General features: G+C 67.1%; 17 protein-coding genes. 8 read left to right on the top strand and 9 right to left on the bottom strand.

What is annotated here, in order from left to right; translation table 11 throughout:
• Positions 1 to 76: 76 nt before the first annotated feature.
• From phnD to AC1D2L_RS17155, 3 genes are all read right to left on the bottom strand, one after another.
• Positions 77 to 994, bottom strand: coding sequence for a phosphonate ABC transporter substrate-binding protein (phnD, locus tag AC1D2L_RS17165; protein ID WP_476847329.1), 918 nt, complete (start codon positions 992 to 994; stop codon positions 77 to 79).
• Between the two features lie 73 nt (positions 995 to 1,067).
• Positions 1,068 to 1,886 carry a phosphonate ABC transporter ATP-binding protein gene (gene phnC, locus AC1D2L_RS17160; protein WP_476847102.1) on the bottom strand — a complete coding sequence of 273 codons (819 nt, stop codon included), beginning with the start codon at positions 1,884 to 1,886 and terminating at the stop codon, positions 1,068 to 1,070.
• Positions 1,887 to 2,071: 185 nt separating this feature from the next.
• Positions 2,072 to 2,701, bottom strand: a complete 630-nt coding sequence (locus tag AC1D2L_RS17155; protein ID WP_476847101.1) for a TetR/AcrR family transcriptional regulator — start codon at positions 2,699 to 2,701, stop codon at positions 2,072 to 2,074.
• 136 nt (positions 2,702 to 2,837) lie between these two features.
• On the opposite strand from AC1D2L_RS17155, the gene AC1D2L_RS17150 reads away from it, so the two are divergent.
• Together AC1D2L_RS17150 and AC1D2L_RS17145 are read left to right on the top strand one after the other, a co-directional pair.
• Positions 2,838 to 3,944, top strand: coding sequence for an efflux RND transporter periplasmic adaptor subunit (locus tag AC1D2L_RS17150; protein ID WP_476847100.1), 1,107 nt, complete (start codon positions 2,838 to 2,840; stop codon positions 3,942 to 3,944).
• The gene (locus tag AC1D2L_RS17145) at positions 3,941 to 7,036 is read left to right on the top strand and encodes an efflux RND transporter permease subunit (protein ID WP_476847099.1); all 3,096 of its coding nucleotides are present in this window, start codon (positions 3,941 to 3,943) and stop codon (positions 7,034 to 7,036) included. The genes AC1D2L_RS17150 and AC1D2L_RS17145 overlap by 4 nt, the downstream gene beginning before the upstream one ends.
• Before the next feature lie 175 nt (positions 7,037 to 7,211).
• Here the strand turns inward: AC1D2L_RS17145 and pbpC are convergent, their stop codons facing one another.
• Together pbpC and AC1D2L_RS17135 are read right to left on the bottom strand one after the other, a co-directional pair.
• Positions 7,212 to 9,368 carry a penicillin-binding protein 1C gene (gene pbpC, locus AC1D2L_RS17140; protein WP_476847098.1) on the bottom strand — a complete coding sequence of 719 codons (2,157 nt, stop codon included), beginning with the start codon at positions 9,366 to 9,368 and terminating at the stop codon, positions 7,212 to 7,214.
• A 96-nt stretch (positions 9,369 to 9,464) separates the two neighbouring features.
• Positions 9,465 to 14,726, bottom strand: a complete 5,262-nt coding sequence (locus AC1D2L_RS17135; protein WP_476847097.1) for an alpha-2-macroglobulin family protein — start codon at positions 14,724 to 14,726, stop codon at positions 9,465 to 9,467.
• A 204-nt stretch (positions 14,727 to 14,930) separates the two neighbouring features.
• Between AC1D2L_RS17135 and AC1D2L_RS17130 the strand changes: the two genes are divergently transcribed.
• The 4 genes from AC1D2L_RS17130 to AC1D2L_RS17115 all read left to right on the top strand — a co-directional run bounded on the left by AC1D2L_RS17130 (position 14,931) and on the right by AC1D2L_RS17115 (position 19,588).
• A complete protein-coding gene (locus tag AC1D2L_RS17130) occupies positions 14,931 to 16,364 on the top strand; it encodes a serine protease family protein (protein WP_476847096.1) in 1,434 nt (477 codons plus the stop codon).
• A gap of 128 nt (positions 16,365 to 16,492) precedes the next feature.
• Positions 16,493 to 17,485, top strand: coding sequence for a tripartite tricarboxylate transporter substrate binding protein (locus AC1D2L_RS17125; RefSeq protein ID WP_476847095.1), 993 nt, complete (start codon positions 16,493 to 16,495; stop codon positions 17,483 to 17,485).
• Between the two features lie 104 nt (positions 17,486 to 17,589).
• Entirely contained in the window at positions 17,590 to 18,081 is a 492-nt protein-coding gene (locus AC1D2L_RS17120; RefSeq protein WP_476847094.1) for a tripartite tricarboxylate transporter TctB family protein, read from the top strand.
• A 4-nt stretch (positions 18,082 to 18,085) separates the two neighbouring features.
• Positions 18,086 to 19,588: a tripartite tricarboxylate transporter permease gene (locus AC1D2L_RS17115; RefSeq protein WP_476847093.1), complete on the top strand. Its 1,503-nt coding sequence runs from the start codon at positions 18,086 to 18,088 to the stop codon at positions 19,586 to 19,588.
• A 56-nt stretch (positions 19,589 to 19,644) separates the two neighbouring features.
• Here the strand turns inward: AC1D2L_RS17115 and AC1D2L_RS17110 are convergent, their stop codons facing one another.
• From AC1D2L_RS17110 to AC1D2L_RS17095, 4 genes are read right to left on the bottom strand one after another with little or no spacing between them, the layout of a single operon-like run.
• Positions 19,645 to 20,874 carry a CaiB/BaiF CoA transferase family protein gene (locus tag AC1D2L_RS17110; protein ID WP_476847092.1) on the bottom strand — a complete coding sequence of 410 codons (1,230 nt, stop codon included), beginning with the start codon at positions 20,872 to 20,874 and terminating at the stop codon, positions 19,645 to 19,647.
• 7 nt (positions 20,875 to 20,881) lie between these two features.
• Positions 20,882 to 21,406, bottom strand: coding sequence for an N-acetyltransferase family protein (locus tag AC1D2L_RS17105; RefSeq protein ID WP_476847091.1), 525 nt, complete (start codon positions 21,404 to 21,406; stop codon positions 20,882 to 20,884).
• A complete protein-coding gene (locus tag AC1D2L_RS17100) occupies positions 21,403 to 22,206 on the bottom strand; it encodes an IclR family transcriptional regulator (protein ID WP_476847090.1) in 804 nt (267 codons plus the stop codon). The genes AC1D2L_RS17105 and AC1D2L_RS17100 overlap by 4 nt, the downstream gene beginning before the upstream one ends.
• Positions 22,207 to 22,213: 7 nt before the next feature.
• Positions 22,214 to 22,966 carry an enoyl-CoA hydratase-related protein gene (locus tag AC1D2L_RS17095; protein ID WP_476847089.1) on the bottom strand — a complete coding sequence of 251 codons (753 nt, stop codon included), beginning with the start codon at positions 22,964 to 22,966 and terminating at the stop codon, positions 22,214 to 22,216.
• A gap of 290 nt (positions 22,967 to 23,256) precedes the next feature.
• Between AC1D2L_RS17095 and AC1D2L_RS17090 the strand changes: the two genes are divergently transcribed.
• Positions 23,257 to 25,338 carry a 3-hydroxyacyl-CoA dehydrogenase NAD-binding domain-containing protein gene (locus AC1D2L_RS17090; protein ID WP_476847088.1) on the top strand — a complete coding sequence of 694 codons (2,082 nt, stop codon included), beginning with the start codon at positions 23,257 to 23,259 and terminating at the stop codon, positions 25,336 to 25,338.
• Positions 25,339 to 25,515: 177 nt separating this feature from the next.
• Positions 25,516 to 26,700 carry an acetyl-CoA C-acyltransferase gene (locus AC1D2L_RS17085; protein WP_476847087.1) on the top strand — a complete coding sequence of 395 codons (1,185 nt, stop codon included), beginning with the start codon at positions 25,516 to 25,518 and terminating at the stop codon, positions 26,698 to 26,700.
• The last annotated feature ends 103 nt before the right edge of the window (positions 26,701 to 26,803 follow it).

Here is a 26,803-nt window from a genome sequence, read left to right as displayed (position 1 = left end):
GGGCCTCGGGTGCAGCCGAAGGAAGACGTGGATGGTCGGGACAAGCCCGACCATGACGGGAAAGACGTTCGAACGCTTACGAGGACTTCTTCTTGCGCAGCGCGTCGACGAACTTGTTGAGCTCGACGATCGGGTCGTAGGCCGCGTTGTCGGTCGCGACGAGCGGGCCCTGCTTGCCTTCATAGATCTTGTCGAAGGCGACCTTGTCTTTCGTGTTGAGGTTCAGGACAGCGTCGCGGATCGAGGCCTTGAGGGATTCCGGGAGCTCGGTGAGGTACGCCATCGGCGAGTTCACGATCAGCTCGGACTTGTAGATGATCCGGAAATCGTCGGCCTTGACCATCTTCTTGCGGTCCATGCGCAGCAGATTGGATTCCTGCTCGTCGTTCCACCAGTTGGCAGCGACGTCGACGGTGCCCTGGCCGAGCGCGATCACCGCGTTCTCATGGCTGCCGGTGTAGACGACCTTGCCGAAATAGGTCTCGGGATCGATCTTCATGCCGTCGAGCGCGAAGCGCGGCACATTGTTGCCGGAAGTCGAGTTGGGGTCGACGAGGCCGAGATTCTTGCCCTTGAGGTCCTCGACCTTCTGATAGGGCGAGTCCTTCTTCACATAGAACACCGAGTGGTAGCCCTTGGTGCCGTCGAGATTGGTCTCGATGGCGAAGGCGTCGACCTTGGCGCCGGTCATGCGGGCACGGGCGAAGGAGGAGGGCCCGTAGGAGGCGATATGGATGTTGCCGGCGCGCTGGCCCTCGATGATCGCCGCATAGTCATTGGCGATGCGCAGCGTGACCTTGGTGCCGAGCTCCTTCGCGAGATAGTTCACGAAAGGGGTGTAGCGCTCGACGACGCCCGAGGCGTTTTCCGACGGGATGATGGCGAAGATCAACTCGGGATACTTGGCCTTCCAGTCCTGGGCGAAAGCGGGGGCGGCGAGCACGCCGGCAACGCCGGCGGCGGCGAGCGCAAGGGTGTGACGACGGGTCAGCATGGTGATGTTCCTGTTGGCTGTCGGGTTGGTGTTCTTCACGTCTGGAAAGGCTTCCGGAGCGGCTCGGGGCCGCTCAGGCGACGTTCTGCTTGGCGCGCCGGGCCTCGGAGGCGGCAATGGCGTCGAGCGCATCGAGCGCCTCGGCGCCGGCGTCCTTGGCCTCGATGCCGTAGAGTTCGGCCGCGATGTCCTGGGTGAGTGCATGGGGCGGGCCGTCGAAGACGATCCTGCCAGCGGCCATGCCGATCAGGCGGTCGCAGTATTTCGACGCGATATCGAGGTGATGCAGGTTGCAGACGACGGTGATGCCGTCCTCGCGATTGATGCGGAACAGCGCATCCATGACGACCTGCGTGTTGCGGGGATCGAGCGAGGCGATCGGCTCGTCGGCGAGGATGATCTTGGGCTCCTGCACCAGGGCACGGGCGATCGCTACGCGCTGCTGCTGGCCGCCCGACAGGGTCTCGGCGCGCTGCGCCAGGAGATGGCCCATGTCGAGCCGCTCGAGCGCGGCGATGGCGCGGATCTTGTCGTCCTGGGAAAAGCTCTTCACCAGCGTCAGCGGCAGCGAGCGATGGTTCAGCCGGCCGAGCAGGACGTTGGTCAGCACGTCGAGGCGCCCGACCAGGTTGAACTGCTGGAAGATCATCGCGGTGTCGCGGCGCCAGGCGCGCAGGGAGGCGCCCTTGAGCCTGGTGACGTCGCGATCCTCCGAGAGGATGCGCCCCTCGCTCGGCTCGGCCAGGCGGTTGAGCATGCGAAGCAGGGTGGATTTGCCGGCGCCGGAGCGGCCGATCACGCCGATCATCTCGCCGCGCGGCAGCGACAGGGTCACGTTGTCGACGGCGGCTTTGCCGTTGAAGCGCTTGGTCAGGCCTTCGATGCGCATCATCGTGTGATCCCGCTCATGAGCCGAGCGCGACATCGTTCGGGACCGGCTTTGGGCCGCCCGAGGTCGCGCTCTTGAACGGGGGATCAGCTAGTCCTGCGAGATGACAGGCGGGTGACGGTGGTGGCGCCGCGACGGTGAATGCGGTGCAGGGGCGAAGCCGCGTCCCGCGACCGCCTGCAGCTTTTTCAGGCGAGTGCCGATCCGCGCAGGAGCGTCGTCACGCAGGAGCGGATATAGGCCTTCCGCTCGGCGGCGGAGACGGGGGGGACGCCGAGCAGGCCCCGGATCTGATGAAAACCGCGCAGCATGCCCATGAACTGCTCGACCATCCGCTTGGCGTCGGCCTCCTGCAGAGTGGCGTTGGGCTCGTCACGCAGATGTGAACGCTGCATCAACACCGCCGACAGGTCATCGATCATGCGCTTCGCGCCCGCTTCATAGGCAGCGCGGCCTATGTCGGGAAAGCGCGCAGCGGCGCTCAGAACCAGGCGATGGAGGTCGAGAGACGCCGGGTTCAGCATCATCTCCATGGTCTCCTCGCCGAGCCGGACGAGGAGGGTTTCGAGATCCGATTCCGCCTCTTTTCGGGTCGGCTTGCGCAGCGAGATCGTCAGCTTATCTGTCAATTCGGCACAAATTGCGCGGAACAGGGATTCCTTGTCGGTGAAGTGGCTGTAGATCGTCTGCTTGGAAACCCCGGCACGCTGCGCGATCTGGTCGAGGCTGGCCCGGTCGAAGCCCTCCGCGAGGAACATCTCCGAGGCGGCCCTGGTAATCGCGTCATGCTTGTCCGGACGTGACTTTTCCGCTGGCATGCGAGATGCATCTGCGGCACTCGGCTCGGAATGGTGGTATGAAGACACCATAAGTCACGTTTCCGCTAAAGTCGGGCCTTATCAAACTAGACCGTCCAGTCTAAAATACGCACGCGGTTTCGGAGCGTCCAGTCTAATGAAGCGGTTCCTACTTCTCGTCCTGCTCGCCGGCGTGGCCGGTGGCGGCTACTATGGCTACCGCAACTTCAAACCGGGCGCCGAAACGACGCAGGCGCGGGCGGCTACGAACCCGCAGGCGATGGGTGTTCCCGTCGAGGTCGGCAAGATCGAGACCATGACCGTCAACGAGGAGGTCGAGGCTCTCGGCACCCTGGCGGCAGACGAGTCCGTCGTGATCGCGCCCGAGATTGCCGGCCGCGTCGTCTTCCTCGGCTTCAAGGAAGGCGAGAAGGTCAACAAGGGCCAGGAACTGGTCAAGCTGGACACCGCAATTCTCGAAGCCGAGCTGAAGCAGGCGCAAGCCGACCTGACGCTGGCCCGCGACACGCATGAACGGCAGCGCTCGCTCGTGTCGCGCGGCGCTGGCACCCAGGTCGCGATGGAGGAATCCGCCGCCAAGCTCGCCTCCAACGAGGCGCGCGTGCAGCTGAGCAAAGCCAAGCTGGCGCAGTCGACCATCCTGGCGCCGTTCACCGGCGTCGTCGGCCTTCGCGCGGTCGGCTTCGGCGACTATGTCTCCGTCGGCAAGCCCCTCATCACACTGACCAGCGTCGACCCGATCAAGGTCGATTTCCGCGTCCCCGAGATGTTCCTGAGCAGCGTCAAGGTCGGCCAGACCATCCAGCTCAAGGTCGACGCCGTGCCCAACGGCAGCTTCGCCGGCAAGATCTTCGCGATCGATCCCGTCGTCGACATCAATGGTCGCGCGATCAAGCTGCGCGCCATGATCCCCAACGCCGACCTGACCTTGAAGCCCGGCCTGTTCTCGCGCATCGCCATCACCGTGGCCCAGCGCGAGGGCGCGCTGGTGGTTCCCGAAATGGCGATCGTGCCCGATGGCGACGGCAAGATCGTCTATGTCGTCGAGGACGGTAAGGCCAAGCGCGTCCGGGTCGAGCTCGGCAAGCGCCTTCCCGGCAAGGTCGAGATCGCCAAGGGCCTGACGGCCGACATGCAGATCATCACGGGCGGCCAGATGCGGCTGCGCGACGGTTCCGCGATCGCGATCAAGAACAAGCGCGCCGCGGTCCAGACCAGCGCGCTGCCGGTCACGCTGCAATGAGCCTGTTCGAACTCTTCGTCCGGCGGCCCGTCCTCTCGACGGTGCTCAGCCTGCTCGTCATGCTCATCGGCATCGTCTCCTATGACCGGCTGACGGTGCGCGAATACCCCAATATCGACGAGCCGATCGTCTCGGTCCGCACCGACTATCGTGGCGCCAGCGCCGAGATCATCGAGACCCAGGTCACGCAGATCCTGGAAAACTCGATCGCCGGCATCGAAGGCATCGAGATCATCTCCTCGACCAGCCGCCAGGAGCGCAGCTTCATCTCCGTGCGCTTCCGGCCGAGCGTCAATCCCGACGTCGCCGCCTCCGATGTGCGCGACCGCGTCAGCCGCGTGCGTGGCCGCATGCCGACCGAGATCGACGAGCCGATCATCGCCAAGGTCGAGGCCGATGCGCAGCCGGTGATGTACCTGTCGCTGACGAGTTCGCGGCACAGCCCGCTCGAGCTGACGGACTTCGCCGACCGCTTCATCGCCGACCGTGTCCAGAACGTCACCGGCGTGGCCGAGGTCCGGATTCTCGGCCAGCGCCAATACGCCATGCGCATCTGGCTCGATCGGGCCCGTATGGCTGCGTATAATGTCACGGTCCAGCAGATCGAATCCGCGCTTTCGGCACAGAACGTCGAGATCCCGTCGGGCCGCATCGAGAGCAGCGATCGCGAATTCACGGTGCTCTCGCAGACCAGCCTGACCACGCCCGAGCAGTTCGAGCGGATCGTCGTCAAGGACGTCGCCGGCTTCCAGGTGCGCCTGCGCGATCTCGCCAAGGTCGAGCTCGGTGCTCGCGAGGAGCGCAACGCAGCCTGGTTCAAGGGCACGCCCTCGGTCACCATCGGCATCGTCAAGCAGGCCACGGCCAATCCGCTCGACGTTTCGGCGGGCATCGTCGCGGCGCTGCCGAGCATCACCGAGGACCTGCCTGACGGCATGTCGATCGCGACCTCCTACGACACCTCGATCTTCATCGATCGCTCGATCAAGGCGGTCTACAGCACGATCGTCGAGGCGGTCGCGCTCGTCGTGCTGATCATCTTCATCTTCCTGCGCTCGCTGCGCGCGACGCTGATCCCGCTCGTCACCATCCCGGTGTCGCTGATCGGCTCGTTTGCGCTGATGTATGCGCTGGGCTTTACCGTCAACACGCTGACACTGCTCTCGATGGTGCTCGCGATCGGGCTCGTCGTCGACGATGCGATCGTCGTGCTCGAAAACGTGCACCGTCATATCGAAGACGGGATGGAGCCCAACAAGGCGGCTATCCGCGGTATCAACGAGATCGCCTTCGCGGTCATCGCGATGACGCTGACGCTGGTCGCGGTCTATGCGCCGATGGCGTTCTCGACCGGGCGCACCGGCAAGCTCTTCATCGAGTTCGCGTTGACGCTGGCAGGCGCGGTGCTCGTCTCGGGCTTCGTCGCCCTGACCCTGACGCCGATGATGTGCGCGAAACTCCTGCGTCATCACGATTCGCACAGCTGGCTCTACAATGTGCTGGAGCGCGGCTTCCAGGCCATGTCGAACGGTTACAAGCGTTCGCTGCGAGGCGCGCTGGCGGTCCGGCCGGTGATCGTGCTTCTGGCGATCTGCGTCGCCGGCGGCAGCTATTATTACTTCAAGAACCTGCGCGCCGAACTCGCTCCGGTCGAGGACCGCGGCACGATCAGTGCGAACGGCGTGGCGCCGGAAGGTTCGACAATGAGCTTCACCGCCGATTATGCGCGGCGCGTGGAGGACTACTTCAAGAATATCCAGGAGGTCGAAACCTATCTCGTGATCGTCGGCTTCCCCGATGTCACGCGCGCGACCGCTTTCGCCAGGCTCAAGCCGTGGGAGCAGCGCCAGCGCAAGCAGCAGGACCTCGTGGCCGAGATCAACAAGGAGCTTGCCCAGATCCCGGGCATCCGCCTGTTCGCCACCAATCCGCCATCCCTGGGCAGTACGGGCGGCAACAACAACAAGCCCGTCGAGTTCGTTATCCGCTCGTCGGAGCCCTATACGCAGATCAAGACCTATGTCGACCAGGTCATTGCCGAGGCCTCGAACTCGCCGGTCCTGAACAATCTCGACTCCAACCTGATCCTGGACAAGCCGCAGATCAGGGTCTCGATCGACCGCCAGCGCGCGGCCGATCTCGGGGTCGGCGTAGATGTCATCGGCCGCACGATGGAAACGCTGCTCGGCGGCCGGCAGGTCACCCGCTTCAACATGAACGGCGAGCAGTATGACGTCGTGCTTCAGGTCGCCGGCAAGGACAGGAGCACGCCCAGCGCGCTGCAATCCATCTACCTGATGGGCCGCAACGGCGAAGTCGTGCAGTTGTCCAGCCTCGTCACGGTCGAGGAGAACGTGGCGCCCAAGGAGCTGATCCGCTTCAACCAGCTGCGCTCGGCCACGATCACGGCAATCCCGGCCCCGGGCTACTCGCTCGGCGACGCGCTGAAGGTGCTGGAGCAGGCAGCGGAAAAGGTGCTGCCGTCCTCGGTGCAGATCGACTATTCCGGCCAGAGCCGCGAGTTCAAGCAGTCGGGCTCGAGCATCATGATCGTGTTCCTGCTCGCGCTGGGCTTCATCTATCTCGTGCTGGCGGCGCAGTTCGAAAGCTTCATCGACCCTGTCGTGATCATGGTTTCGGTGCCGCTCTCGCTGACCGGAGCGCTGGCTGCCCTGTACTACACAGGCGGCACGATGAACGTGTACAGCCAGATCGGCCTGATCACGCTCGTCGGGCTCATCACCAAGCACGGCATCCTGATCCTGGAATTCACGAACCAGCTTCGTGAAGAGGGCAAGGACATGCTGGACGCGCTGGTCGAGGCGGCGGAACTGCGCCTGCGGCCGATCCTGATGACGACGGGCGCCATGGTGCTCGGCGCGGTGCCGCTGGCGCTCGCATCGGGGGCCGGTGCCGAAAGCCGCTCGCAGATCGGCTGGGTAATCGTCGGCGGCATGAGCTTCGGCACGCTGCTGACGCTCTATGTGGTGCCGGTGGCCTATTCCTACCTGGCCAGCAAGACGCATGCATCGCGCAGCGGCCATGCCGAGGCCGCGCCTGACCACGCAGGCCATCCGCAGCCGGCGGAGTAGGGCGCTCTCGCCGCACGATCAGGCATGCTCGCCCCGGTGGCGGGCATGCAAAGCTTCATCGTAGCGCCTGGCGTGGGACAGCATGGCCGGGCGGGGCGAGCCCCGACCGTGATGACATGGACAGGCGCTCCGGTTCATTCGCTCTGAGAGCGTGATGATTTCTGTTTCGCGCGCTCTACTGCAGCCGCACCGAGACACTCTCGCTGGCGCCGGTGCCGTCGATCACCGAGATCCGCATGAATCCCTTGCCCAAAGGCTGCCAGGCGGCCTCGCGGCGCCGCGTCGGCGCTAGCACCGGTGTGCCGTCGACCAGCCAGGTATAGGGCGGCGCGCCCCCTGCGACCTTCAGGTTGAGCTGCCCGGTGCCATCGCTGGCCGATGTCGCGAGGTCGATCCTGGCGCCCTCAGGGGGAAAGGCGAGCTTGAGAGTCGGCGTCGTCATCGCCAGCACCGTCTTGGGGACGTCCTGGCGCAGATGGCGCAAGGGCGGCGGAAGATGTCCGGAACTGGCGACGATGGCGTCCGGCGGCTGGACGAAGGGATGCGGATCGATGCCCAGCCGTGCAAACGCGTCGAACAGGATCGGGGCCGCGACGAGGCGCCCGACAAGCCCGGGCGTCGCCCCGTTATCCGCACGGCCCACCCAGACGCCTATGGTGTGCTTGCGGTCGAAGCCGACGGCCCAGGCATCGCGATAGCCGTAGGACGTGCCGGTCTTGTAGGCGATGCGGCCGGGCAGGGCGTTCAGCGGGGCCGGCGCCCCGAGCAGCGTGTCGGCGACATACCAGGCGGCGACGGGATCGACGAGGCGAGTGCTGCCGGCAACTTTGTAGAGTTCTGCGTCCTCCTCCAGGGCGAAGCGAAGCGCAGACCCGGGATCCATTCCTGAACCGTTCCGGCATGGATCCCGGGTCTCCCTACGGTCGCCCGGGATGACGGCGAGAATACATTGGCTGTTGCGGACCCGCAGGGGCAGCACCTCGCCACCGCGCGCCAGGGCGACATAGAGCCGCGTCAGGTCCTGCAAGGTGATGCCGAGCCCGCCGAGCCCGACCGCCAGGCCTGGTGCGCCGCCCTCCTTGGGCATGGCGATGCCGACGCCGCTGTCACGCAGCCGCGACAGGAAGCGCTGCGGACCCAAGGCCGCCAGCAGTTCCACCGCCGGCACGTTCAGCGAAAGCTGCAGCGCCTTGCGCGCGCTGACCATGCCCTGGAACGTCATGTCGAAGTTTTCCGGGACATAGACGCCGTAGCGGGCCGGGCGGTCCTCCAGCATGGTCTCGGGATGGGCGATGCCGTTGTCGAAGGCGAGCGCGTAGATGAAGGGCTTCAGCGCCGACCCCGGCGAGCGCAGCGCCCGCGTCAGGTCGAGGCTGCCGGCCCGCTCTGCGGCAAAGTAGTCGACGCCGCCGACCGAGGCGCGGATTTCGCCAGTCTCGTTGTCGACGGCGAGAATGGCGATCGAGACCTGGGTGGCCAGCCCGAGGCTGCGTTCGCGGGCCAACCCCTCGAGGTTCGCCTGCAGGCGCGCATCGATGCTGAGGCGCTGGACGGGCTCGCCCGGAGCCTCGGCCACGACCTGCTCGGCGACATGGGGGCTGAGATTGGGGAAAAGTTTTCGCGAGGTCGGCACCGGCTCGGCCCGGGCGGCCTCGACCTCTGACGCTGTGGCCAGCCCCATAGCCTCGGCGCGCGCCAGCACGCGCTCGCGCCCCTTGATCGCAGCCGCCTCAAAACGGTCCGGCCGGCGTGTCTCGGGCGATTGCGGCAGGGCGACCAGCAGCGCCGCCTCGGCGGTGGAGAGGCGCTTGGGTTCCTTGCCGAAATAGGCAAAGCTCGCGGCGCGCACACCCTCCAGATTGCCGCCGAAGGGCGCCAGCGTCAGGTAGAGGTCGAGGATGCGCCTCTTGTCGAAGCGCCGTTCGAGCTCGATGGCGCGGATCATCTGGCGCAGCTTTGCCGCCAGGCTGCGGTCCTCGCGCGGTTCGAGCAGGCGCGCGACCTGCATGGTCAGCGTCGAGCCGCCCGAAACGACACGACCGCTTGCCAGCATCTGGGCGGCTGCGCGTGCGAGGCCCAGCGGGTCGACGCCCCGATGGCTGTCGAAGCGCTTGTCCTCAAAGGCCTTCAGCATGGCGAGATAGCGCGGATCGACATCGTCCGATGTCACCGGCAGCTTCCAGCGACCGTCCCGGGTCAGGAAGGGCCGCAGCAGCTTGCCCTCGCGATCGAGCACCACGGTGGAGCGGTCTGCGGCTGCGGCGAGGTCGAGTGGCGGCATGGTGATGGCGTAGTAGGCAAGCGCTGCGCCGCCCGTCGTTGCGAGGAGCACTAGCGACGAAGCAATCCAGCGTGCCGCGCGGCCGCCCCTGGATGGCTTGGCTGCGCTCGCAATGACGGGTGAGGGCCTGTGACCGCTCACGACCGTCTACCTGGCCGACGCGATATCGACCGTGCCGAAGCCTGTGCGTCCGAAGCGGTCGGGGCGGTACATGTCCTCGATCACGGCCGCAGGCGAGACATAGCGCCCGGGCGAGACCGCGCGCGCGATATAGGCCACGGTGAAGACGGGCTTCTGCGTGCTGCCGCCGGTGCGCTCGAAGGCCGCGACATAGCGATCGTCGCGGGACTCCGTGTGGACCGGGTAAACCTCCTGCTTGAGCCAGTCGAGGCCGGCGACCGAGGCGCCTTCGGTCAGGTTGGCGTTCTCGATCTCGAGCCCCGCCGGAACGGGATCGACCAGAAGCAGGCGGCCATAGCGGCTGCCGGGGTCGCTGACGGTCAGGGCCACGACATAGCGCTCGTTCTGGCGCAGGCGCGCCGGATCGGCCCGCTCGCCCTTCATCGTGTAGATCACCCGCTCAAGGCCAAAGCCCTGGTTGAGCGCGGGCTCCGGCGTGGTCGGGATGCCGGCCACGGTGATCACCGCCTGCGCGGTTGCTGCGCCTGGATTGGCGACGGTCAGCGGCTGCGCTTCGAGCGCCTCGGCGGAGATCGTCCGGTACAGCGGGCCCTTGCGTTCGGCGCCGTCGACGACGAGCGACATGCCCTCGGCATCTTTCGCCAGCGCCTGGGCGGCCACGACCATCCACATCTGCTCCTGCGTCGAGGTGTAGCGCGACGTATTGCGGGCGGAATCGACGATCGCAGCGGCGCGCGTGATGTCGGCTCGCTCGCCATTGGCCTCGGCGATCAGCGCGAGCACGCCGGCGCCGTCGCGCAGGCGTGTGCCGTAATCGGGCCGAGACAACCCGTCGTCGCGGGTCTCCTGCAGGCTCGCCAGAGCGCTCGAGAAGGCGGCACGGCCACGGCCGCGATCGCCCAGCAGCGAGAGCGCCGCGCCGATCTGCCCACGCGCCAGCGGTGCTGCGAAATCCGTCAGCTTGTTGTCGGCGAGATAGCGCAGATCGCCCATCACGGGCCGGCCGTTGCGGGCGAGCACATAGAGTGCGTACGCGATGCCCGAGGCCTCCTCCTTGTTGATCTCGCTGGTGTTGACGACCTGGTTGCGCAGGCGGTCCAAGGCCAGGTTGAAGGCGATCTGCGGCACCGCGAACTGGCGCTCGCGGGCACGGGTCAGGAAGTCCGCCACAAAGGCGTCCAGCCAGAGATCCTCGCCGCCGACGCTCCAGAGCCCGAAGGAGCCATTGCCGCCCTGGCGGGCGAGCACGCGCTCGATGGCGCCGTTGACGCGCTCGTCGGCATTGGCGTCGAGTGCAAGGTTTTCCATCGAGGCGAGCTTGTTGACCGAGAGCAGCGGCAGCGCGCGGCTCACCGTCTGCTCGGTGCAGCCATAGGGGTAGCGGTCGAGCGCCTTGAGCAGGCCAGGCACATCGAGCGAGGCCAGCGGCGAGACCGAAACCGAGACCTGGCCGGAGTTCGGCACGAGATCGGCCAGGAGATCGGCCGAGACGGTGATCGAGCCACCATTGCCGGGGATCGGCCGCACGATGCGGCGCGCGATCGTGTTGGCGGAGGGTTGCACGCGCACGGCGAGGTTCTGGACCGTGCCGATGCCGCCGGGGCCGGTGATCCGGACATCGAACTCGGCGCGACCGAGGCCTGCCGCCGTGACCGGTATCGTCATCTGGCTCTTGGCGCCTGCTGCCAGCTGGATCGTGCGACGGGTCGCATCGGCTGCGACGAGCACGGGGCCGCGCACGTCGAGATCGACGACATAGGAGCCGGCCGGGCCCTCGACATTGTCGATGGCGAGATGGAAGCGCGACTGGTCGCCAATGGCCAGGAAGCGCGGCAGCGTCGCCTGAGCCACGATCTGGTCGCGGATGATGACGTCGGCGCTGGCCTGCCCCGTCGCACTCGCAGACCACGCCACGCCCATGACGCGGACCGAGCCGTTGAAGGCGGGCAGGTCGAACTCGACCCTGGCGGTGCCATCAGCGCCGACCTTGACCACGCCGGAATAGCGCGCGAGCGGTTCCTGCGTCGGCTTCTCGCCCTGCATCGGGGCTGCGCCGTCGCCGCCATTGCGGATCGCGCCGCGCGTGCCCTGCATGCCGTCGATCAGGTAACCGTAGAGATCGCGCAGTTCATGCCCGATCTGGCGCTGGCCGAAGAAGAAGCTGCTCGGGTCGGGGCTTTCGAAACGGGTCAGGTTGAGGATGCCGATATCGACGGCGGCGACCGTGACGAAGGCATCTTCGCCGGCCTTCGCGCCTGTGACCTTGACCGGCAACGTCAGCTTCGAGAGCGGACGCACCAGTTGCGGGGCGCCGAGATCGAGCGCCAGCGTGCGGCTGTCCTTGCCGATTGCAAACCAGGACAGGCCGATGGCGCGGCCCGGCAGGCGCTGGGCGGCGGTATCCATCGGGCGATGGGCGAGCACGACGAGATAGGCGCTGGCGCCCCATTCGGCCTTGACCGGGATGCTGGCGGTGGCGCCGCCCGCGGCGATGTCGATCGTCCTGATCTCGTTGACCTTGTCGCTGATCACGGCCAGCGTGGCCTTGCCGGCAAAGCGCGGCGAGAGGCGCACCTGCATGGTCTCGCCATTGCCATAGGCGGCCTTGTCGAGCGCCATGTCGAGCACGTCGGGGGTGTCGGCGGTCTTGTCGGCCTCGTAGCCGACGCTGAAGGAGACCGAGGTCTCGGTGGAATCGGGGCCGTCGGCCGCAACGTCGAGCCGGTAGTTCCCCCATTGCACGGCCGAGGTGATCTGGGCCGGAGCGGTGGCGCTGACCGCGACCTCGCCATCGGAGATGCGGCGGGTCTGCTTCACGCCCTCATAGTTCCAGCGCCCATCGTGGAAGAACCACTGATAGTTGCGCGTGACCTTCGAGAGCGTCCATTTCACGCCCGGCCGCGCCAGGCGGCGGCCATCGCCATTGGCCATGATGACCTCGAAGGTCGCCGTCTGGCCGTTGCCGATCTCGCCGTCCTTGAAGAGCGGCTTAACGCCGATGGCCGCGCCCTTGGGCACGATCGGCAGCGTCAGCGAGCGCGCGATGGCGCGTCCGCCGGGCTCACCGACTCGGATGGTGAATTCGGCCTCCAGAGGGCGGTTGGTCTCGGGCTGGGTGACCGGATTGGAGACGGTGACCTTGCCTCCTGCATCGGTCTTGGCGCTTTCCTCGAAATCGCTCTGGACAGGCTGGAACTCCTCGTCGGTCAACCCGACCTGATAGCCTGCAAAACCGGGAATGGCCGATTGGCCGGCCGCGCGCACCGTCATCGAGCCCGTGACATCGAGCTCCGAGCCGGGCGCGCCATAGAGGTAGCGGGCGTTGACGTTGATCTCGGCGGGCTCGCCGGCCTGCAGCAGCGGCGCCTTGGGCGCGAGCGTCAGTTCGAGCTTTTCAGGGACATAGTCCTCGACCAGGAAGCTGACCTCGCCGATCGCCAGGCCCTTGGGGTCGGCATAGGCCTGGACCCGCCAGGTGCCTGTCGCGGCGCCGGAGATCAGCGGGATCGCGTGAGCGCGACCGCCCGCGCCCTGATCCTCGACCTGCCGGCGGCGATACTCGACGCCGTCGGGACGCTTGACCACGATCGTCAGCGGCAGGCCGGTGACGGCAGCGCCCTTGGCATCGCGCAGCAGGCCCGTCAGGTAGACGGTCTCGCCGGAACGGTAGACCCCGCGCTCGGTGTAGAGAAAGGCGTCGAGGCCGCTGGGCGCGACGCGACCCTTGACGCCGCGGTCGGAGAGATCGAAGGCGGTCTGCTTGAGGTCGAGGAAGCCGTAATCCTCGCCGAGCAGGGCCGTCACCAGCCCGGGTGAGTTGCCGCCGGAGCCCTTGCCGAGGCCGGCATCGAAGCGGGCATAGCCGTTGCCGTCGGAGCGGACCGTGCCCAGCACCTCGTTGTTGCGGGCGACGAGCCTGAGCTCGGCATTGGCGACGGGGGCGGCATTGGCGAGCGAGCGCACCAGCACATGTACGCCGTCAGGGCCGGAAAAGGAGGTCAGCCCGAGATCGGAGACGACGAACCACTGCGTTGCCGATGTCTCGGAATCATAATCGCCATCATCGCTTTGCGCGCGCGGTGCCCGGCCGGTCGCCGGCTTGGCGAACATCACATAGACGCCGGGTTGCAGCGCGCCGACCGCCTCGATCACCGGAAAGGCGGTGACCACGTCCTTGTTGAGCTCGGACTTCACGTCCATCGTGCCCGTCCAGACGGTCTGGCCCTTGTCGGAGGCGATCTGGCGAGCCTGGTAGGAGCCGAGCTGACCCAGGAAATCCTCCGAATGCACGGAGTTGATCAGGTTGCGGTCGCCGATGCGCATGACCTCGAGGCCAAGCTTCTCGGCATTGACCGAGACGACCGGAATGCCCTGCTGGCCGGTGCGCGGCAGCACATAGTTCTTGCCGGTGAAGCGCACGGACGGTGTGCGGTCGCGGACATAGATCTCGTAGTCCGCCGCCTTCTGCAGGATCTCGTCGGGGATAGCAGAGGGCAGGCCCTGGCGGATGACGATGGCGTAACGCTCGCCATGACGCAGGCCGTCGACGCAGATCTGACGGTCCTCGGCGCTGACGGCGAAATCACCGGATCCACGCGCAGCGCTCGCGTTGGAGATCGCGACATAAGGCGCAAAATCGACCCGGCCGCGTGCCAGCGGCTCGGAGAATTCGAAGCAGGCGCGCGGGCTTGCGGCGTCGGAGTCGACCTTGTTGGAGATCAGCCGGAAGCCGCGCTGATTGCGCAACGCCTCATAGGCCGTGCGCAGCGAGGTGTTGTCGACGATGTCGAGGCTCAGCCGATAGGTCGTCAGCGCCGGGCGCCAGAGTTCGTTTTTCTCGAAGGTGCGCGCCAGTACGCCCAGCGAGCCGGCCTCGTCGGTGCGGTTCGCGGAACGCTGGTAGGCAAGGTATCCCGCCGTGATCGCACGCTCGCGCAGCTCCCAGCGCTCGCGGTAATCGCGGGGCTCGATGGCGTTGGACGCACGCGCCATCAGGCGCCAGCCAGCGGCGTTTGCGGGCTCGGCGGTCGCGGCGACCAGCGCGAGCGGCAGGGCGCCACGGGCATCGCCGCGCGCCATCGCCGCCTCGCCGTCGCGCAGGGCGGATGCCGCGGTGCGCCCGCCGACGGATACCTCGCGCTTGAGCCGCTCCTCGAGGCGCAGGCCATCCGCAGCGAGGTCGTTCCTGACATAGGCCTTCTGGGCCAAAGCCGGGGAGGCTGCGAGCGCCAGACCCAGCAGCAGCGCGACGCGGGCGAGCAAGGTCATAGGCGGGCTCCTTGAAGTCGATCTGGTCCGGCAGTCCCGTAACCTGTCGCGCGGGCGAAGCGGCAGGGCTGGAGCCTGCCGGCAAGCTAGCATCAGTGCCTGCGGGCGCAATGCGAAAGGTGGCGGCAGGGCGCCATCGCGGTTGCGGGACGCCGCAATCTGTCGCTCAATGCGGCACCGTTGCGCCAGGGCTGGAGACGAATGATGGCGGATGCGACCACGGGCCGTTCAAGGCGCCGCGCTGCGATGTGGCGCGTGCTGCTGGTCGCCCCGACCCTGATGCTGACATGCGGGCTGGCGGTGGCGCAGGCTCCCGCACCAAATCCGCAACTCGCTGCCGCGCAGATGCGCTTCGAGGCGATGCCCGAGGCCGAACGCAAGGCGATCCAGGGCGACCTGATCTGGACCGGCCATTTCAACGGCGCTGCAAGCGGCACCTACGGGCCACTGACCTTCCGCGCGATCAATGCCCTCAAGGGCGGGCGGGGCGTGCCCGATGGATTGCTCGCCCCGGCGGAGCGCGAGGCGCTGTCGCAGGCGGCGAAGGCTGCGCGGGACATCACCGGATTCCGGGTGATCGACGATGCACGCACCGGGGTGCGCATCGGCATCCCCGAACGCGTGTTGCCCCGGCGCGAAACCACGCCGGCCGGCGGCAGTCGCTGGCAGAGCGCCGACGGGAAGGTCACACTCGACGCCAGTGCGAGCCCGCCGGGGGACGACCTCACTGCGACCTATGAGCGGGCGATCACGGTCAACCCGAACGCGCCGGGCCGAAAGATCACCTACAAGCTGCTGCGGCCGGATTTCTTCGTGGTCACGGGCGAAACCCCGACGGGCAAGTTCTACCGCCGGCTGGCGTCCGGGCCGCAGGGCCTGCGCGGTTTCTCGATCGGCTACGACAAGGCGCTGGCGCCCAGCATCGACAGGCTGGTCATCGCTATCGCCAGCAGTTTCGAGCCTTTCCCGAGCGGGGCGCTGCCATCCGACCAGCCCCGGATCGTGGCGACGGTGCCGATAGCGCTGCCGGGCGGGGTGCCGTCCCCCGCGCGGCCGGCCGAGCGCTATGGCGTCGCGCTCACCTTGTCGGACACGGTCGCGTTGACAGCGGTATCGGCGCTCGATGCCTGTCGCTCGCTCCGGGCCGGAGGGCGTCCTGCGCGCCTTCGTCTCAAAGACGATGCCAGCGGGCTCGCGCTGCTGGATATCGAGGGTGGCATCGCCCCCGTCTCGACGCTTCGCGGCGACGGTCTCGGCGAGCGGGAAAGCCTGGTCCTGATCGCGTTTGGCGATGATGGCGGCAAGCGGGTCCCGATGGCACTGCCCGGCCAGGCCGTGCGCGCCACGGGCGGGCCGGCCGTGTTCGCGCCGCTGCAGCCGGGCCAGGCGGGCAGTGCCGTCTTCGACCGGCAGGGCAGGCTGGCTGGCCTCGTCACCGGCAATCCCTCCGACAAGATCCTGATCGCCGGGGTCGCGCCGCAGCGCGCCTATGCCGTGGCCGATGCTGCCGCGCTGCGGGCCTTTGCGACGAAGGCTGGCCTCACTCTGGGGGCAGCACCTGCGGGGGGCGAGCTCAGCACCGGCGCGGTGGTGGACAAGGTCGGCAGGTCCGCGCTGCCGATCATCTGCGCACTCTAGAAAATCCTTTCAAAGACCAGTTGTCTCCGGAGAGACAATCGGTTCTGATAGTCTTGTATGCAAAAGAGCGCCCCGTCTCGAAACGAGGAGTGCTCGAGAACTAAATCGATTAGGGACAGGGAACGAGCATGAGCGACATCAGCAGACGCACGATCATCAAGGGCGCGGCGGCAGCGGCCGGCGCAGGCCTCATCGCCAGCCCCGCCATCGGACAGGCAAGCTGGCCCTCGCGGCCGATTACGCTGACCTGCCCATGGGGTGCGGGCGGCGGAACCGATGCGACTGCCCGCATCGTCGCGCAATTGCTCGAACGCGACCTCGGCCAGCCTGTGAACGTGGTCAACCGCACCGGCGGTTCGGGCGTGGTCGGTCATGCCGCCATCGCGGCGGCTGCGCCCGATGGCTACAATATCGGCATCATTACGGTCGAGATCGCCATGATGCATCATCAGGGCCTGACCCAGCTTAAATCTACCGACTACACCGCCCTTGGCCTGATGAACGAGGACCCTCCGGGCGTGCAGGTCAGCACAGCTGGTCCCTACAAGGATATCAAGGGGTTGGCCGAGGCGATCAAGGCTGCCCCCGCTGGCAAGCTGAAGGCGTCGGGAACCGGGCAGGGCGGGATCTGGCATCTGGGCCTGATCGGCTGGCTGATGGCGATGGGCTTGAAGCCGGATCATGTCGCCTGGGTGCCGTCGAACGGCGCAGCGCCCGGCATGCAGGATCTGGCGGCAGGCGGCGTCGACCTCGTGACCTGCTCGGTGCCCGAGGCCCGCGCGATGATCGATGCCGGCAAGGCGAAGTCGCTGGCGATCATGGCGACCGAGCGCAATCCGCAGTTCAAGGACGTGCCGACCCTCAACGAGACCTTGGGGATCAACTACTCGGTCGGCGCCTGGCGTGGCATCGGCGGGCCCAAGGGTTTGCCGGCCGATATCCAGGCCAAGGTCACGGCTTCGCTGAAGAAGGCCTTCGATTCCAAGGAATATCAGGACTTCATGAACGCTCGCGGCTTCGGCATGAAATTCGCCGACGGTCCCGGATACGCGAAGTTCATGGCCGATAGTGACGCCTCGATGGCGGTCGCGATGAAAGCCGCGGGCCTGGCCAAGGCCTGATTCCCCCAGACTTCCGACGCCGGGGCGCTTGCGCAAGTGCCCCGGCGTTCTCGACTCCGGGCTGCGCAGCCGCCCGAATTTCCTCCTGGGACAGGGTCGTCTCTATGCAACTACCCGATCGCTTCACCGGCACGCTTATCGCAGCGCTCGGTTCCGCCTCCTTCTACTACGGCTCCAAGCTTCCGCCCGTACCTGGGCAGCAGGTTGGCCCCGCTGCCTTCCCGATGGTGGTCGGCGCCGGGCTGGTCATCTGCGGGGTCCTGATCGCGCTGGGCGTCGGGCGTCATTTCGAGGAGGTCGCGGAGGCCGACGTCGCCAAGCATACGGCGCCTGAATATCTCGAGCCGGTGCCGGCCTGGAAAGCCTGGCTGGCGGTGCTGCCGCCATTGCTTCTGTGCTTCTACGCGCTGGCCTCGGAGCCGCTCGGCTTCCTGCCAACGACCGCGATCATGGTTCTGATCGCCTCATTCGCCTTTGGTGCAAAGGCCAAGCTGGCCGTCCCGCTGGCCCTGATCGGCCCTTTCGTCATCAACATGATCTTCCTCAAGCTTTTGCGCGTGCCGCTGCCTGGCGGTCTGCTGCCGTTCCCGTGGTGAGCCGATGAACACGCTGATCGATGCCTTCGGCCTCGTTTTCGCACCCGATGTGCTGATTGCGATCCTGGCCTCCGCCGTCTACGGGCTGATGGTGGGGTCGTTGCCCGGACTTTCGGCCACGATGGCGACAGCGCTGCTCGTGCCCGTCACCTTCTATCTCTCGCCGATCGCCGCCATCGCCACGATTATCACGGCGTCTGCCATGGCGATCTTCTCGGGCGACATCCCGGGTTGCCTGCTGCGCATTCCCGGCACGCCGGCGTCCGCCGCCTATACCGACGACGCCTATGCGATGACGCGCAAGGGCGAGGCGGAAACCGCATTGGGCATCTGCCTCTGGTTCTCCGCTCTTGGCGGCATCGCCGGCACGCTCTCCCTGATGATCATCGCGCCGGTGCTGGCCGAATTCGCCCTGAGCTTCTCGACCTATGAGAATTTCTGGCTCGCCATGCTCGGCCTGATGTGCGCCACGCTGGTGGCACGCTCGTCGCCGATCAAGGCGATCGCGTCGATGCTGCTGGGGCTCCTGATCGCCTGCATCGGCATCGACAACCCCGGCGGCGTGCCTCGCTTCACGCTGGGCTTCACGGACCTTCTCGGCGGCATCGAAGTGATTCCGGCGCTGGTCGGCGTGTTTGCGCTGTCCGAGGTCATGCGCGCCCTCAGCGAGCGCGAGCCGCCGAAACTCGCGCATCGGAGGTTGGGCAGTATCCTCAAGGGGCAGATCGCGCTGACCAAGAAGTATCCGGTCCAGCAGGCCCGGGGCAACATCGTCGGCATCATCATCGGCGTCCTGCCGGGCGCCGGTGCCGACATGGCGGCCTGGGTCAGCTACGCCATGTCCAAGCGCTTCTCGAAGACGCCGGAGAAGTTCGGGACCGGCCATCCCGAGGGGCTTATCGAGGCGGGCGCGAGCAACAATGCCAGCCTCGCATCGGGCTGGGTGCCGGCGCTGCTCTTCGGCATTCCCGGCGACACGATCACCGCGATCGCCATCGGCGTGCTCTACATGAAGGGGCTCAACCCCGGACCGTCGCTGTTCAGCGAACAGGCGTCGAGCATGTATGCGTTCTACATCATCTTCCTGCTGGGCAACATCATCATGATCCCGCTGGGCATCATGATGATCCGGGGTGCGAGCTTCATCGTCGGCGCGCCGCGCTCGGCCGTGATGCCGATCATCATGATCTTCTGCTCGGTCGGCGCCTTCGCTACGGCCGGCAACAACCTCTTTGCCGTCTACTGCGTCGCGGCCTTCGGCATCGTCGGCTACGTCATGGAGAAGAACGGCTATCCGGTCGCCGCCATGGTGCTGGGTATCGTCATGGGCACGATGGTCGAGCAGAGCTTCGTCACATCGCTGATCAAGTCGGACGGCTCGATCCTGCCCTTCTTCAGCCGGACGGTCTCCAGCATCCTGGCGGCGATGACTTTCGCCGCGCTGCTCTGGCCGGTGTTCAGCTGGACGATGCAGAAGCTCAAGGCGAGGCGGATGGCGGTGGCCTGAGCCTGCGGAACCTCGACGAAGCCCCTCTCCCGAAGAGAGGGGTCTTCCCGCGCCCCTCAGGCAATGACGCCGCTCTGCCTCAGCATGGCGATGCGGCCGGCATCAAGTCCGACTTCGCCCAGCACAGCGTCGGTGTCCTGTCCCAGGCCCGGCGGACGATGGCGCAGCGGGAGGCGCTCACCGTCGATCCGGTAGGGCGGGCTGAGCACGGCGGGGCGACCTGCATCGTCGGGCGCGTGCGAGACCATGCCGGCCTGCTCGGCCCGCTCCGACAGCAGCGCCTCGTTCAGCCCAAGCACCTCGCCGCAGGGAATGCCGTTGGCCCGGAGTGTCCGCAGCAGTTCCGCGCGCGGCCGCTGCTTGAGCTCGGCGTCGATGATCGCGATCAGCTCCGGCCTGTTGCGTGTGCGCAGCAGGTTGGTGGCGAAGCGCGGATCGCGGGCGAGATCGGCGCGCGCGATGACCTCGATGCAAAAACGCTCGAACTGCGCATTGTTGCCGACCGTGATGACGAGCGGGCCATCGGCCGACTCGAAGACGCCATAGGGCACGATGGAAGGGTGGGAGTTGCCCCAGCGCGGCGGATTGTCGCCCAGCGCCAGCGCCTCCAGCCCGTAATAGGAGGTGGCTGAGACGCCGGCATCGAACAGGGCCAGTTCGATATGTCGGCCCGTGCCGGTGCGGCCACGCTGGACGAGCGCCGCCAGCACGGCCTGCGCGGCATAGTGGCCGGTGAAGAGATCGACGATGGCGACGCCGAACTTCAGCGGCGGCTGGTCGTCCGTGCCGTTCATGCCCATCAGTCCGGATTCGCCCTGGATGACGAGGTCGTAGCCGGGCCGCGCCGCCTCTGGACCGTCGGAGCCGTAGCCTGCGATGGAGCAGTAGATCAGCCCGGGGTTGAGCGCGCGCAGCGCCTCATAGCCGAGACCGAGCTTCTCGGCGCCGCCGGCCTTGAAGTTCTGGATCAGGACGTCGCTGCGGGCCGCAAGGTCGCGGATGATGGCGAGCCCCTCGGGCGTGCCGATATCGACGCCGATGGCGCGCTTGTTGCGGTTGACGCTGTTGAAATAACAGGTGTTGCGCTCGCCAAGGCGCATGCCCCAGTCGCGGGTGTCGTCGCCGCGCTCGGGATGCTCGACCTTGATCACGTCGGCGCCGAGATCGGCGAGCACCTGGCCGCACCAGGGCCCCGCCAGGATGCGCGAGATGTCGAGCACGCGAATGCCGGATAGCGGCAGGTCTTCAAGTGGCAGTCCGGCAAGTGACAGGTCGGCAGAGGTCATGGGCTGCTCATGCGGTTTGCGTGCGAAGCTCGGGGGCGAGATACGCCATCGCGAGGCTGTCGCCATAGACGCCGTCGCTGAGGTAGGCCTTGCTGCGCAGCCCCTCCTCGACAAAGCCGAAGGCACGGTAAAGCGCGATTGCGCTGTGGTTCGAGGTCCGTACGGTCAGCTCGACGCGCTTGATCCCGACCGAGACTGCGGCTGCCAGGACCTCGCGGAGCAACAGTTTCCCAAGACCCCTGCCGCGATGGCGTCCGACCAGGCCGATGCCCAAGGACCCACAATGGGTTCGCGTGGGCCGGCCGGTCTCGCGCAGCACGTCGCACCAGCCGACAATCGTACCGTCGACCACGGCCACGAACTGCGGATTGCGGGACCGGATGTTGGCTTCGACGAAAGCCGTCATCCGCTCGAGCGAAGGCGCCTCCTCGAAAAGGAGATAGAGCCTCTCGCGAGCTACCTCGTCGAGCGCTGCTCGGAAACCCTCGACATCGGCGAGCTGGATGGCCCGGACTAGCCCGCCCTCACTCATGACCCCATCACTCCCTCTAGGCTGGCCGCGAGCGCGATCAACCTCGGGCGCACTTCGGCCATCAGGAATTCGCGATCGATGATGACATTCGGCGCCCCGCAATTGATTGCCATTGCGGGCAGTCCTCCGCCTGGGTGAAAGGCGACCGCGATGGCGCTGACCGTCGGCACCCAGTCGCCGAAAGAGCGGGTGCAGCCAAATGTCCGGTAGTCGTCCATCGCCTGCTCGACGCCATCGCGCAGCCTGGGCCAGGCGGCGTCATCGGCAGAGCGGACCTCGTCGAGGATGGCGCGGCGCTCGGTCTCGTCGCAGGCCACGAGGTAGGCGCGGCCCATCGCACTGCGGATGATCGCGACGCGCGAGCCCGTGTCCATGTTGAGCGCGATCGGCACATCGCCGCGCGCGCATTCGACATAGCGCATGCTCAAACGATCGCGCACGCCCAGCCCCACCGTGGCGTTGGCGAAGCGGGCGAGGTCGCGCATGCCCGGCCGGGCGATCTGGCGGACATCGAGACCGGCCAGCGCCGTGGAGCCCAGCGCGATCAGCGCCATGCCGAGACGATAGGTGCCGCTCTGCTGGGAGTGGCTGAGATAGCCGAGCGTGGTCAGGGTGTGGGTCAGGCGCGACACGGTCGAGCGGGCGAGCCCGCAGCGGCTGGCGATATCGGAATTGGCCAGCGCCTCCTCGCCCTTGCGAAAGCAGGCCAGAACCTCGAGCCCGCGCGCCAGCGCCGTCACGAAGTGACGATCCTCCTTGCCGGTGTCGGCGAGGTCGGAATCGGTCGGGCTCGCCGTCATCGCGCGCTCAGCGCTTCATCAGGAAGGCGGCGAAGGCGGCGCGCGCTTCGTCGGAGAGCAGACGCTCGCCAAAGAGCTTGCCTTCGGTCGTGATAGTCTCGGCGATCTGGGCGGCGTTGCCGCGCTTCAGCAGCGACTTCGTCAGCGCGACCGATTCCGGCGGTAGGGCTGCAAGCGCCCGGGCCTTCTCGATGGCGAAAGCGAGCGCGCCGCCCTCGGGCAGGACGGCATTGACGAGGCCGGCTTCGCGCGCGGTCTCGGGGCCGAAGGCTTCGCCCAGCATCAGCAACTCGGCGGCGCGCTTGGTGCCGGCGATCAGCGGCAGGAGATAGCTGGAGCCTCCTTCCGGGCACAGCCCCAGCGTGACGAAGGGCAGGCGGAAGCTCGCGCCCTTGGCGGCATAGGCGAGGTCGCAATGCAGCAGCATGGTGGTGCCGATGCCGACGGCAAAGCCTTCGACCGCCGCGACGATCGGCTTTTTTGCGGTCGAGATCGCATCGAGGAAATCCAGCGCGATCCGGGCGCCGGTGCCGCTGGCGGTCGCCGCGGCGAAATCCTTGATGTCGTTGCCGCTGGTGAAGCAGCCGCCCGCGCCGGTCAGCACGATGGCGCGGATATCGGCGTCCGCGTCGGCGGCCTTGATCGCGTCGATCAGGCCCTGATAGCTCGCGCGGTCGAGCGCATTCTTCCGCTCGGGACGGTTCATCGTGATCTGCATTACGCCCGGGGCCACAGCTTCGGTCAGGATGGTCGCGGTCATCGTCATCGCTCTCCAGTCGGGGGCCAGTGAAACCAGGCTCGTTTGTCGTCGCGCGGCGAGGGGTCTTCACCCCGCCCGATTTCGTGCATGATGGGCTGTCCTGAAGCCATGGCATGCCCTTTCTGGAGGGGTCAAGCCGGCTGGTCGTTCTGCATTGCAGAACTGGCTATCGGCATGTGAGAGCAGCTGCGAGGGGTGCCTTGACAAGACTGCCAGCGCTCGCTTTCTAGGTTCACAAATGCGGTTCTGCATTCTGCATTGCAGAACGATGCGAGATAGGGAAGACGCCTATGACGTTCGTCCGGCTTGAGCAGCGCGGCAGGGTCGCGGTGGCGGTGATCGACAACCCGCCGGTCAATGCATTGAGCGCAGGCCTGCGGGCCGGGCTGCTGGAGGCGGTGACGAAGGCCGCGGCCGATCCCGCGACCGATGCGATCGTGCTGGCGGCCGCCGGCAAGGCCTTCATCGCAGGCGCCGACATCAGCGAGTTCGGCAAGCCATTGGTCGCGCCGCTGCTGCCCGACGTGCTCCACGCGATCGAGATGAGCGACAAGCCGGTTGTCGCGGCGATCCAGGGCGTCGCGCTGGGCGGCGGGCTCGAGGTCGCGCTCGCCTGCCACGCCCGCATCGCGACGCCCGCGGCACGTCTCGGACTGCCCGAGATCAGGCTCGGTATCATCCCCGGTGCCGGCGGCACGCAGCGCCTGCCGCGCCTGATCGGTGCTGCAAAAGCCTTTCCGATGATGCTGAGTGGGGAGCCCATCAGCGCCGAGAAGGCCGCACAGCTCGGTCTGGTCGACGCAATCGCGCCCGATGATCTCGTCTCCGCGGCCGTTGCCCTGGCCGAACAGCTTGCCGGCAAGGGTGAGCCTCGCCGGAGCTCTGCGCAGTCCGAGGCCCTGACGCAGGAAGACCGCGACGCCTTCGAGGGGCTGGCCGCCGATACCACGAAGAAGTCCGGCGACATGCCCAACGCCATGGCGCTGATCGAGGCCGTACGCGGCGTGTTCACCTTGCCCTTCACGGATGGGCTCGCGGCAGAGCGTGCGCTCTTCACGACGCTGGTCGCCGACGAGCGCTCGAAGGCGCTGCGCCATGTCTTCTTCGCCGAGCGCGAGGCAGCGAAGATCCCGGGCATCTCTGCGGATGTGAAGCCGCGCGCCATCGCGAAGGCCGCGGTGATCGGCGCGGGCACGATGGGCGGCGGCATCGCCATGTGCTTCGCCAATTCCGGGATCCCGGTGACGCTGATCGAGCAGGAGCAGGCGCAGATCGACAACGGCATGAACCGCGTCGCGGGCATCTACGAGATGTCGGTCTCGCGGGGATCGGTGACGCCGGAACTGCGCGACAAGCGCTTGGCACTGATCACGCCCGCCGTGGGGCTTGCTGCGGCGGCGGACGCCGATATCGTGATCGAGGCCGCCTTCGAGGAGATGAGCGTCAAGCAGCAGATCTTTAGCGCACTCGACGGGATCGCCAAGCCCGGCGCGATCCTCGCCAGCAACACCTCCTATCTCGACATCCCGACCATCGCCGCGGCGACGAAGCGACCCGCCGACGTGCTCGGTATGCATTTCTTCTCACCCGCCAACGTCATGAAGTTGCTCGAGATCGTGCGGCCGGCCGGCGTAGCCGACGATGTCGTGGTGACCGCCGTGGCGCTCGGGCGCCGGCTCGGCAAGGTGCCGGTCGTTGTCGGCAACTGCTTCGGCTTCGTGGGCAACCGCATGCTGGCGGCGCGGACCCGGGCCGCCGAGAGGCTGCTGATTGCAGGCGCGCTGCCCCATGAGGTCGATGCGGCGGTGACCGGCTTCGGCTTCAAGATGGGACCCTTCGCAATGTCCGATCTCGCAGGCAACGACATTGGCTGGCGCACGCGCAAGTCGCTGGGCAAGAAGGCCGCCGTGGCCGATGCGCTTTGCGAGGCCGGGCGCTTCGGCCAGAAGACCGGGCGCGGCTACTACCTCTATCCGGCCGGTGCCCGCACCGGACAGCGCGACCCTGAGGTCGAGGCGCTGATCGCCGCCATCTCGCAGGAGAAGGGTGTGACCCGTCGCAGCTTCACCGCCGACGAAATCGTCGCCAGCCTGATGGATCCGATGGTCAACGAGGGCGCGCGCATTCTCGAAGAGGGCATCGCGGCGCGGCCGGGCGACATCGATATCATCTGGCTCAACGGCTACAACTGGCCAGCCTGGCGCGGCGGCCCGATGCACTGGGCCGACAGCGTGGGCCTGACCACCATCGTCAAGCGCCTGGAAGCGCAGGCGGCCGAGACCGGCGACGCCTCGCTGCAGCCATCGTCCCTGCTTCGCAAGCTGGCGGTTGAGGGCAAGGGCTTTTCCGACTTCAAGGGCGCGGCGGTTTGAGCGCCCGCCCGTGACGGAGTTTCCGGTGTCATCCCGGGCGTAGCGTAGCGAAGACCCGGGATCCATTCCGGAGCATGAGCCGATGGCGCTCCGGAATGGATCCCGGGTCTCCTTTCAGTCGCCCGGGATGACCGCGGCGGATTATCGATCGAGATTTGAACGAGGGACCATTTGTCCATGACTGAAGCCGTCATCGTCTCCACTGCCCGCACGCCGATCGGCAAGGCGCATCGCGGCGCCTTCAACCAGGTGCGCGGCGCCGACATGGCTGCCCATGCCATCCGCCATGCGCTGCTGCGGGCCAATGTCGAGCCCGAGGCGATCGAGGAGATCGTGCTCGGCTGCGGCTATCCCGAAGCGGCGACGGGCGGCAATGTCGCGCGCCATGCTGCGCTGGTGGCGGGCATCCCGGTGCAGTCGGCCGGCGTCACGGTCAGCCGCTTCTGCGCCTCGGGTCTGGAGGCCATTGCGCACGCGGCGCGCCGCGTGATCCTCGATGGTGTTCCGGTCGCGGTCGGCGGCGGCGTCGAGTCGATCAGCCTCGTGCAGCCAGTGGTCCGGCGCGAGCTGACCCAGAACGACTGGCTGCTCGCCAACAAGCCCGAGATCTACACCTCGATGATCGAGACCGCCGACAATGTCGCGCAGCGCTACGGCATCTCGCGCGAGGCGCAGGACGCGTTCTCGCTGGAAAGCCAGCGCCGCACCGCCGCCGCGCAGCAGCGCAACCTGTTCGCCGACGAGATCGTGCCGATGAGCGCGGTAATGGCCGTCACGGACAAGGCGACCGGCGAGGTCAGCCAGCGCGAGGTCACGCTCGACAAGGACGAGGGCAACCGGCCCGACACCACGCTGGAGGGGCTTTTGAAGCTCAAGCCCGTGCGCGGCGAGGACCAGTTCATCACCGCCGGCAACGCCAGCCAGCTCTCGGACGGCGCTGCGGCCAGCGTGGTGATGTCGGCGGCGGAGGCCGCGCGACGTGGCCTGACCCCGCTGGGGACGTTCCGTGGCTTCGCCTCAGCCGGCTGCGAGCCCGACGAGATGGGCATCGGTCCCGTCTTCGCCGTGCCGCGCCTGCTCGAGCGCAACGGGCTCACCGTCGACGACATCGATCTCTGGGAGCTCAACGAGGCCTTTGCCTCGCAGTCGCTCTATTGCCGCGACACGCTCGGGATCGATCCCGAGAAGGTCAACGTCAATGGCGGTGCGATCGCGATCGGCCATCCCTTCGGCATGAGCGGCGCCCGGCTTGTGGGGCACGCGCTGCTCGAAGGCCGCCGCCGCAAGGCGCGCTATGCGGTGGTGACGATGTGCGTCGCCGGCGGCATGGGCTGCGCCGGACTGTTCGAGATCAACAACTGACGCCGCGGTGCCGCGTGCCGTCATTGCGAGAAGCGAAAGCGACGAAGCAATCCCGCGCTCGCGGAGCTCTGCGCCGCCTGGATTGCTTCGCTTTGCTCGCAAT

It is taken from the genome of Allobosea sp. P1_B10, assembly GCF_056406735.1.
The sequence above is the reverse complement of the archived record's forward strand: the minus strand, read 5'-3'. Positions and strand labels throughout refer to the sequence as shown.